Origin of the sequence: Pseudomonas rossensis (assembly GCF_039888995.1) — a bacterium.
In the GTDB taxonomy this organism is placed as follows: Bacteria; Pseudomonadota; Gammaproteobacteria; order Pseudomonadales; family Pseudomonadaceae; genus Aquipseudomonas; species Aquipseudomonas rossensis.
In genome coordinates this window covers 1-7,845 of record NZ_JBBWCB010000198.1, presented here as the reverse complement: position 1 = coordinate 7,845, position 7,845 = coordinate 1, and the positions used below count along the sequence as shown (strand labels likewise).

The window sequence follows — 7,845 nt, the reverse complement described above, 5'->3', positions numbered from 1 at the left end:
AACAACAAACCGCTGGCGAAGGTCTGAAAGGCAATGCCGATGTTGTGCATGATGTAGTAACCGAACATCACCCAGTCTTCACTGGCTGCCCGTTCGGCAGAGCGGCCCAAATGACCGGCAACGGGGTCGTACATGCCTTGCATCTCGCTGACCTGCTCGGCCGGGATCAGGTTGTAGACGAAGTCCGGAAACAGATACACCAGCAGTGCGATGCCGATCAGGCTGCCAAAAAACATCAGGCCGGCGGCGAGTACGAAACGCCACTGTTCGCGCACCAGTCGCGGGAAGTCAGCCAGGATGAAGCTCAGCACGTTGGCACCCAGTCGACTGCGGTGGCGATAAAGCTGTTGATGCCCGCGCAGCACTTGTTGCTGTAACGAGTCGATCAGAAAGCTGCTGTAACCACGTTCCTGTGCCAGCGCCAGATGCTGGCAGAGACGACGATAATCGCTGGGGAAGCGGGCGACTCGCTGTGCTTCCTTGCCTTGCTCCAGCTGTTCAAGCACGAGAGCAAATTGCTCCCATTCGGCCTTGTGGCGAGTTTCGAAAAGGCTTTGCTTCATGTCGGGCCCAACAAGCCGCGGGCGATGCCATTGAGTTCGTCCACGGCCCCTGGCGCCGACACCTGCAACGGTTGCGCGAGTATGGCCGCCAGCTCTTTGACCCGTGCTTCAGAGAGTTCACCTTGGCGCTCGGCAAACCCGAGGATGGCGCGTTGTTCGGTCAGTGTCAGCGCAAAGGTCGGGCGCCGGGGCTGGATGTCAGGCAGTTGTGGTCGGGCGAGCGGTTGTTCACGGTAGATCACCAGCGTGCCGGCAGCCAGATCGCCGAGGCGCTTGAAGGTGGGATGTTGCAGGCAACTGATGGCCCCGAGGAAATAGCCGAACGGCAGCATGTCGACAAATCGCAGCAGGTTGCGCAGCAGCGAAGCAGACCAGCCGATCGGCGTGCCATCGTCCTGTACCACCCGCAGGCCCATCCATTGCTTGCCTGGCGAACGCCCCTGATTGAGCACTTCGAACAGCACCATGTACCACCAGCTCACCACGAACAACAGAATCGAGCCGAGCCCTGCACCGAGTTTCCCGAGGAACGCCAGGACAATGAACAGCAGGCCGACGATCAACCCGCGCAGCCCGAGATCGATGGCGAACGCCAGCGCACGAACCATCAACCCGGCCGGGCGCAGTGGCAGATCGATGCCTTCCGGCGTTTCGACTTGATACCGCGTATCCAGTGGCGGGGACAGCGTCGCTTTCCTTGGCAGTGCTGTGGTCTCGAGCATGGGCAACCTTGATGTGGCCTGTTCGGGATTCGATGTCCGTCCGATGCTAGCAGCCTCTCGGGGGAAAACGACATAACTATGTATTGCACGGTAAGTGGCCAGAGGTGATTGAATGACGAGATTACTGGCAGGGGCGGGATGTGAACGCCTAGACTTCGCCGATCTTCAGTTCAGGAATAGCCCGTGACCTCTATCTTCTGGTACGACTATGAAACCACTGGCATCAACCCCCGTTGCGACCGTCCGCTCCAAATGGCGGGGATTCGCACTGACTTCGATCTCAATGAAATAGACGAGCCGGTCAACCTTTACTGCCAGCCCAGTGAAGACATCCTGCCCCATCCGGCGGCTTGCGCGATCACGGGGATTACGCCCGGCCGACTGGCCGAGGAAGGCCTGAGCGAAGCCGACTTCATGACGCGGGTGCATGCCCAACTCGCTGCGCCCGGCACGTGCGGGGCGGGGTACAACACGTTGCGTTTCGATGACGAGATGACCCGTTACAGTCTTTACCGAAACTTTTTCGACCCTTATGCGCGCGAGTGGCAGGGCGGTAATAGCCGCTGGGACCTGATCGATGTGGTGCGTGCAGCCTATGCCTTGCGTCCTGACGGCATCGTTTGGCCGACGGACGACGAGGGGCGGATAACGCTCAAACTCGAACGCCTGACCGCCGCCAATGGCATTGATCACGGAAATGCTCACGAAGCGCTTTCGGACGTTCGCGCCACCATCGCCCTGGCGCGTCTGATCCGGGAAAAGCAGCCGAAGTTGTATGACTGGTTGTTTCAGTTGCGCGGTAAACAAAAGGTGATGGATCAGATTCGTCTGTTGCAGCCGATGGTGCACATCTCCGGGCGCTTTTCAGCGGCGCGCAATTATGTCGGTGTGGTGCTGCCCTTGGCCTGGCACCCGCGCAACAAGAACGCCTTGATTGTCTGTGACCTGCACCTGGACCCTCAGGGCTTGCTCGATCTTGATGCCGACACCTTGCGTCAACGGCTGTATACCCGCCGCGATGACTTGGCCGAGGGCGAGTTGCCGGTGCCGCTCAAACTTATCCACATCAACAAATGCCCGGTGGTGGCGCCGTTGTCGGTACTTCGCTCTGAAGATCAGCAACGTTTGGGGCTGGATATGTCGCTCTACCAAGAGCGTGCTCTGCGGCTAAGTGACGCACAAAAAGTTTGGCGAGATAAAGTTCAGGCGATTTATGCCAGCGAAGATTTCACCTCGAGCCAAGACCCTGAGCAGCAGTTATACGATGGTTTTATCGGTGATCGGGATCGGCGCCTATGTGAACAAGTCAGGTCTGCCGACCCGGCTCAATTAGCGCAACAACAATGGCCTTTCGATGATGAACGATTGCCTGAATTATTGTTTCGATATCGCGCACGCAACTTCCCCGATACGTTGAATTTCGAAGAGCAAGAACGCTGGAGAATATTCTGTCAGCAACGTTTGTCAGCACCCGAGTGGGGGGCGCCAAATACGCTGGAAACTTTTGTAGAAGCCGCAGCCCAATGGAGTATTACGGCTACATCGTTTCAGCGAGAGGTGCTGAATGAATGGCAGAATTATGTCGAAGGATTACGCAAACGTTTGAATCTTTGAAATCGAAAATGTTCGGGGGCTGAATACCGGGCATAAAAAAACGCCAGCAGATGCTGGCGTTCTTTTTTGTCGCGGATGAGTCTGCGACAAGCTCTGCGGCTTAGCCCAGCAGGGTAGCCCAGCCTTCAACCACGTCACCGCCCCACTTGGCTTTCCACTCTTTCAGCGTTTTGTGGTTGCCACCTTTGGTTTCGATGACTTCGCCGTTGTGCGGGTTTTTGTATTGTTTAACTTTGCGAGCACGCTTGGTGCCAGTAGTTTTTACTGCGCCGCCGCGTGGTGCTTTGGTTTTGGACTCTGGATCCAATAGCGCAATGATGTCACGCAGAGACTTGGAGTACTCGCCCATCAGGGTGCGCAGTTTGCCTTCGAATTCCAGCTCGGTTTGCAGTTTGTCGTCTTGGGACAGGTTCTTCAAACGGGCTTGCAGCTCTTTGATAGCTTCTTCGGTGGCGCGGTATTCGTTGATCAAGGACATGAGGACTACCTTATGTTGGGGCGCTGGATGGCAGGTGACAGTGCGGCAATAATAGTCAGGGTGTTTCACCAAGTAAACATTTAACCGGAGTTTTATTTAAATTAGTTACGGTGAATAGGCATAAATTGCCGGTGTAGTTAAATAGTGTGATGCAGTCATCACGAATATTCACAATTGGGCACTTGAAGATTGGCAACAGGAACACCATCGCGCGGGTTGCAGGTGCTGCCAGAACCTGTGCCGCTTACCTTTGTGTCGGGCCAAACGTCATCAATACTGCAGTTTTGCTGCGCAATCGCTAGAATGGCCGCCTTTGCGAAGTTCTGGAGTTTGACCCTCATGCGCACTTTTCGGCTGGTGATTGCTTGCCCGGACCGCGTCGGCATCGTTGCTAAAGTCAGTAACTTTCTGGCGTCACATAACGGCTGGATCACTGAAGCGAGCCATCACTCGGACAATCTCAGTGGCTGGTTCTTCATGCGTCACGAAATTCGTGCCGATTCGCTGCCCTTTGGTATCGATGCCTTTCGCGAAGCGTTTGCACCGATTGCCGAAGAGTTCTCGATGAACTGGCGCATCACCGATACCGAGCAGAAAAAGCGCGTGGTACTGATGGCCAGTCGCGAATCTCACTGCCTCGCCGACTTGTTGCATCGCTGGCACAGTGATGAGCTGGATTGCGAAATTTCCTGCGTGATCTCCAACCATGACGACTTGCGCAGCATGGTCGAGTGGCACGGGATTCCGTATTACCACGTACCGGTCAATCCGCAGGATAAAGAGCCGGCCTTCGCCGAAGTCTCGCGCCTGGTCAAACAACACGATGCCGAAGTGGTCGTACTTGCCCGCTACATGCAAATCCTGCCGCCCGAGTTGTGCAGCGAATATGCTCACAAGGTCATCAACATTCACCACAGCTTCCTGCCGTCGTTCGTCGGTGCCAAGCCGTATCACCAGGCATCGATGCGTGGCGTGAAGTTGATTGGCGCTACTTGCCACTATGTGACCGAAGAGCTGGATGCCGGTCCGATCATCGAACAGGACGTCGTTCGGGTCAGCCACAGTGACAGCATCGACGACATGGTGCGTTTCGGTCGGGACGTCGAAAAGATGGTGCTGGCCCGTGGTCTGCGTTATCACCTGGAAGATCGGGTGCTGGTGCACGGCAACAAAACCGTGGTGTTCTGACAGCCATACAACACGGTTGAAATTAGAAGGGCCTGGGCGTTCAATCGCTTCAGGCCCTTCGCCGTTTCTGCACTGAGGACATGACCATGGCCGATCCGCTGGACAAAGCGACCTCCAAGGCTCCTGCCACGTTGGGCGAGGGGTGTTTGAGTCGTTACGACCCGGATGACATGAACCCTGAAGACGGCACGGAGTTTCCCGGTGCCGCCGAGTTGTGGGAACAGTTGAATCCGGAGTCCAACGAAGAAATCGGGGAGGCCTAAAAAGATCGCAGCCTGCGGCAGCTCCTACATGGATCGCGTACCCCTGTAGGAGCTGCCGCAGGCTGCGATCTTTTAGGCCTGTTTGAATTTCATCAACTTCTTCAGCAGCGGCCGCCCAAGCATCAGTAAAAACACCGGCCCGCCGACTACCAGATAAAAGTAATAAGTCACCGCCCGCCAGATCAGAATCGCCGCCGCCGCGGTGGATTTTCCTACCATCGGCGCCAGCAGCGCCGCCGAGGTCAGCTCCGCCGCCCCGGCACCGCCCGGCAACAGGCTGAACTGCCCCGCACTTAGCGAAAGCATCTGGATCAGAAAGCTCCAGGCCCACTGCAAATCCGCCCCGAGCCCACGCAACGCCAGATACAGCACGCTATAGCGCAAGATCCAATGCAGGCAAGTCAGGGCAAACACCGTGATGAGCGTCTGAAAGGGCAGCTTCAATGTGTCCGTGAACGCCGCCAGAAAGTGCAGGAGTTTTCGCGCCCAGCGCAGGCGTGTGGTGGTTTTGACATTCAGGCGAGCGAGCAACCGACCGCTCAGACGAATCAGCATTCGATGGTAGCGGGCGACCACCACACAACTGAACAACCCGCCGAACATCGAAATGGCGCTGACGGTCAGCAGCCATTCCATGCGTTGGCTGAGGTGCTGGAACAACGCATAAATCAGGATTCCGCTCAGCGCACAAAGAAAAAACAGCAAATCGCTCAGCTGATCCATGGCAAACACGGCGCTGCCCCTGGCCGGACGCACGCCATTGCGCGCCAGCAGCGCCATGATCGTCAGCGGTCCGCCGCTGCCGCCGGGGGTAGCGCAATAGGCGAACTCGGCGGCCATCACCACCCCGAGACTTTTCAGCGGGCCCACCTTGTCGCGCTGATCTCCTAGCAACAGGCGCAAGCGCATCGTGTTCAGCACCCAGCACAGCAGGATCATGCCGAACATGATCAGTAGCCATGTCAGCGGAAAGCTTTGCAGTCGATACCAGGTTTCGTTACCGCCCAGCAGCGACGGAATCAGCACCGCAGCGAGCAGCGCGACGAGCAGCAGAATCCCGCGACTCATGCGGCGCGACCCATACGGTCGCTTTGCAGCGCCAGCCAGCGTGCCTTGGTCATCGGCACACGTCCCTCGTCTAGCAAGCGCTTGAGGGTTTGCAGCCAGTAAGTGTGCGAGAACTCGTGGCGCATATCCACCGGGTGCAAGCCAAGACGAATCACCGGTGCTTGCTGCCAGCGTTGCTCGCGTTGATCGCTGACGAACTTCGACAACCCCCGGCGCCAGGCACTGCGCGCACTCCAGACCAGGCCGGGCGCATCGACCTCGGTGAAGTCCGGCAGACGATACAGATGCTGAGGATCGCTGGTGTAACTCAGGGGTAACTGGCGCAAGGCCTGGCGCGTCCCTTCGCTCATCAACCAGGCCGGGGCGACGAAGCCCTCCAGCGGCCAGTGATAACGGTGGAACACTTCGATGCCGGCGCGCAGGCGGGCGAGGGCGGCTTCTTGAGACAGGCTGTAAAACTCGCCTTCGTGGGTGTAGATCCTGCGCATGAACCAGTCTCGTGGCGTGTTGGGGGTGGGCGCTTCATCGCAATGAAAGTAACCGTGCAATGCCAGTTCGTCACCTCGGGCGATACGACGGGTGAGTAAACGTCGAAATCCCGGATGCTCCTCCAGATCGTTGTGTTTGTGAAAATTGGGCACCACCAACCAGGTCATCGGCACCTCGCCCAAGGCGTCGACGGCTTCGACAAAGGGTTGATAATCGGCCCAGGATTGCGGTGCGACGTCGTGCAAGACGAGTAACAGGCTGGGCGGGTTCATGGGCTCAACCATTGGCCGTCAGCCGCAAGTGGCTGCCGAGCACGGCGTGATAGTGCCCCAGCAGGCTGTTGACTACCGTGTCCCAGGAGTAATGCCGCTCGACATGGCTGCGGGCCTGCTTGCCCAAAACGACGCTGCCCGAACTGAACAGCTCGCGGACCGCGTTGGCCATCGCCAATGGATTATTCGGCGGGCAGAGCAAGCCGCATTGATCGGTGATGATTTCCTGAAAGGCCCCGGCCGCCACGGCCACCACCGGAATGCCACTGGCCATGGCTTCAAGAACCACCAGGCCGAATGTTTCCTGATCACCTGCATGCAGCAGCGCATCGGCGCTGGCCATCAATCGCGCCACGTGTGCCGCCGGACAGAACTCACCGATCACGGTCACGTTGTCGGGCACTGCGGCCGGCATCGACGAACCCACCAGCAGCAGGTGATAGCGTCGGCCCAGGCGTTTCATGCAGTCGAGCAGCACCGGCAGGTTTTTTTCCTTGGAGCCGCGCCCGGCGAAGATCAGCAAATGAGTGTTTTCATCAATGCCCAATTCGGCCCGCAGGCCTGTGTCTCGTGCAGAGGGATTGAAGGTTTGCAAGTCGACGCCCAGCGGTTGCACGAAAACGTTCTTCACCCCCAGTCCGATCAGCTTGTCGGCCATGATCTGGCTGGGCGCCAGAACCCGATCGAAGTTGCCATAGAGTTTGCTGACATAGGCTTCGACGTTGGTGGTGACCCAGTTGCCCATCCGATTGCTGACCAGCAGTGGCAGGTCCGAATGATAAAAGCCGATCACCGGGACATCGAGTTGCCGCCGGGCGTCGAGGGCCGCCCATGCGGTGAGGTAGGGGTCGCCGACCTCGATCAGGTCGGGCTGTAAATCCTGCAGAACATTGCGCCATGGCGCGAGACGGAGGGGGAATCGATAACCCTTGCCAAAGGGCAGGGCGGGGGCCGGAACCGTGTAAACGCCATCCTGTTCACTTAAGTAAGCCCCGGGGATCAGCAGGCTGTGGCGAATGCCCGGCTTGATGCCCAGGCGACGGTGTTTTGCATCCAGATAAGTGCGCACGCCACCGCTGGCAGGGGCGTAGAACATGGTTATGTCAGCGATATGCATGATGAACATCCCTCCGGTCCGTTGGGCTCCCTTGGTTGACCTTTATGAAGGATAGATGTTCGGTTGGGGTT

At 57.9% G+C, this 7,845-nt stretch carries 9 protein-coding genes; 3 read left to right on the top strand and 6 right to left on the bottom strand.

From position 1 onward, the window contains the following. On the bottom strand, positions 1-563 hold a 563-nt coding region (locus WLY71_RS28485), incomplete at its 3' end, for a stage II sporulation protein M (protein WP_489685679.1). Further along, positions 560-1,285 (bottom strand): RDD family protein, encoded by a 726-nt coding sequence (locus WLY71_RS28480; protein ID WP_347806218.1) that lies wholly within the window; start codon positions 1,283-1,285, stop codon positions 560-562. The genes WLY71_RS28485 and WLY71_RS28480, both read right to left, overlap by 4 nt. Before the next feature lie 183 nt (positions 1,286-1,468). On the opposite strand from WLY71_RS28480, the gene sbcB reads away from it, so the two are divergent. Further along, positions 1,469-2,899 (top strand): exodeoxyribonuclease I, encoded by a 1,431-nt coding sequence (gene sbcB / locus WLY71_RS28475; protein ID WP_347806217.1) that lies wholly within the window; start codon positions 1,469-1,471, stop codon positions 2,897-2,899. 100 nt (positions 2,900-2,999) lie between these two features. On the opposite strand, the gene mvaT is transcribed toward sbcB, so the two are convergent. After that, positions 3,000-3,377: a histone-like nucleoid-structuring protein MvaT gene (mvaT, locus tag WLY71_RS28470; RefSeq protein ID WP_007933316.1), complete on the bottom strand. Its 378-nt coding sequence runs from the start codon at positions 3,375-3,377 to the stop codon at positions 3,000-3,002. A gap of 339 nt (positions 3,378-3,716) precedes the next feature. Between mvaT and purU the strand changes: the two genes are divergently transcribed. Beyond that, on the top strand, positions 3,717-4,565 hold the full coding sequence (purU, locus tag WLY71_RS28465; protein WP_074879520.1) for a formyltetrahydrofolate deformylase: 849 nt from the start codon (positions 3,717-3,719) through the stop codon (positions 4,563-4,565). Between the two features lie 86 nt (positions 4,566-4,651). Further along, positions 4,652-4,828: a hypothetical protein gene (locus tag WLY71_RS28460; RefSeq protein ID WP_347806216.1), complete on the top strand. Its 177-nt coding sequence runs from the start codon at positions 4,652-4,654 to the stop codon at positions 4,826-4,828. A gap of 72 nt (positions 4,829-4,900) precedes the next feature. On the opposite strand, the gene gpgF is transcribed toward WLY71_RS28460, so the two are convergent. The 3 genes from gpgF to gpgS are packed head-to-tail and all read right to left on the bottom strand — an operon-like array spanning position 4,901 to position 7,783. Further along, on the bottom strand, positions 4,901-5,896 hold the full coding sequence (gene gpgF / locus WLY71_RS28455) for a glucosaminyl phosphatidylglycerol flippase (protein ID WP_347806215.1): 996 nt from the start codon (positions 5,894-5,896) through the stop codon (positions 4,901-4,903). Continuing rightward, on the bottom strand, positions 5,893-6,669 hold the full coding sequence (gene gpgD / locus WLY71_RS28450; protein WP_347806214.1) for an N-acetylglucosaminyl phosphatidylglycerol deacetylase: 777 nt from the start codon (positions 6,667-6,669) through the stop codon (positions 5,893-5,895). The genes gpgF and gpgD overlap by 4 nt, the downstream gene beginning before the upstream one ends. Continuing rightward, complete coding sequence (gene gpgS, locus WLY71_RS28445) at positions 6,662-7,783, bottom strand: N-acetylglucosaminyl phosphatidylglycerol synthase (RefSeq protein ID WP_347806213.1); 1,122 nt, start codon at positions 7,781-7,783, stop codon at positions 6,662-6,664. The genes gpgD and gpgS overlap by 8 nt, the downstream gene beginning before the upstream one ends. Between the last annotated feature and the right edge of the window lie 62 nt (positions 7,784-7,845).

Excerpts from the sequence above, each read along its gene's own strand:
- WLY71_RS28480 (WP_347806218.1), bottom strand. The coding sequence starts at position 1,285 with ATGCTCGAGACCACAGCACTGCCAAGGAAAGCGACGCTGTCCCCGCCA.
- mvaT (WP_007933316.1), bottom strand. The coding sequence starts at position 3,377 with ATGTCCTTGATCAACGAATACCGCGCCACCGAAGAAGCTATCAAAGAG.
- purU (WP_074879520.1), top strand. The coding sequence starts at position 3,717 with ATGCGCACTTTTCGGCTGGTGATTGCTTGCCCGGACCGCGTCGGCATC.
- WLY71_RS28460 (WP_347806216.1), top strand. The coding sequence starts at position 4,652 with ATGGCCGATCCGCTGGACAAAGCGACCTCCAAGGCTCCTGCCACGTTG.
- gpgF (WP_347806215.1), bottom strand. The coding sequence starts at position 5,896 with ATGAGTCGCGGGATTCTGCTGCTCGTCGCGCTGCTCGCTGCGGTGCTG.
- gpgD (WP_347806214.1), bottom strand. The coding sequence starts at position 6,669 with ATGGTTGAGCCCATGAACCCGCCCAGCCTGTTACTCGTCTTGCACGAC.
- gpgS (WP_347806213.1), bottom strand. The coding sequence starts at position 7,783 with ATGTTCATCATGCATATCGCTGACATAACCATGTTCTACGCCCCTGCC.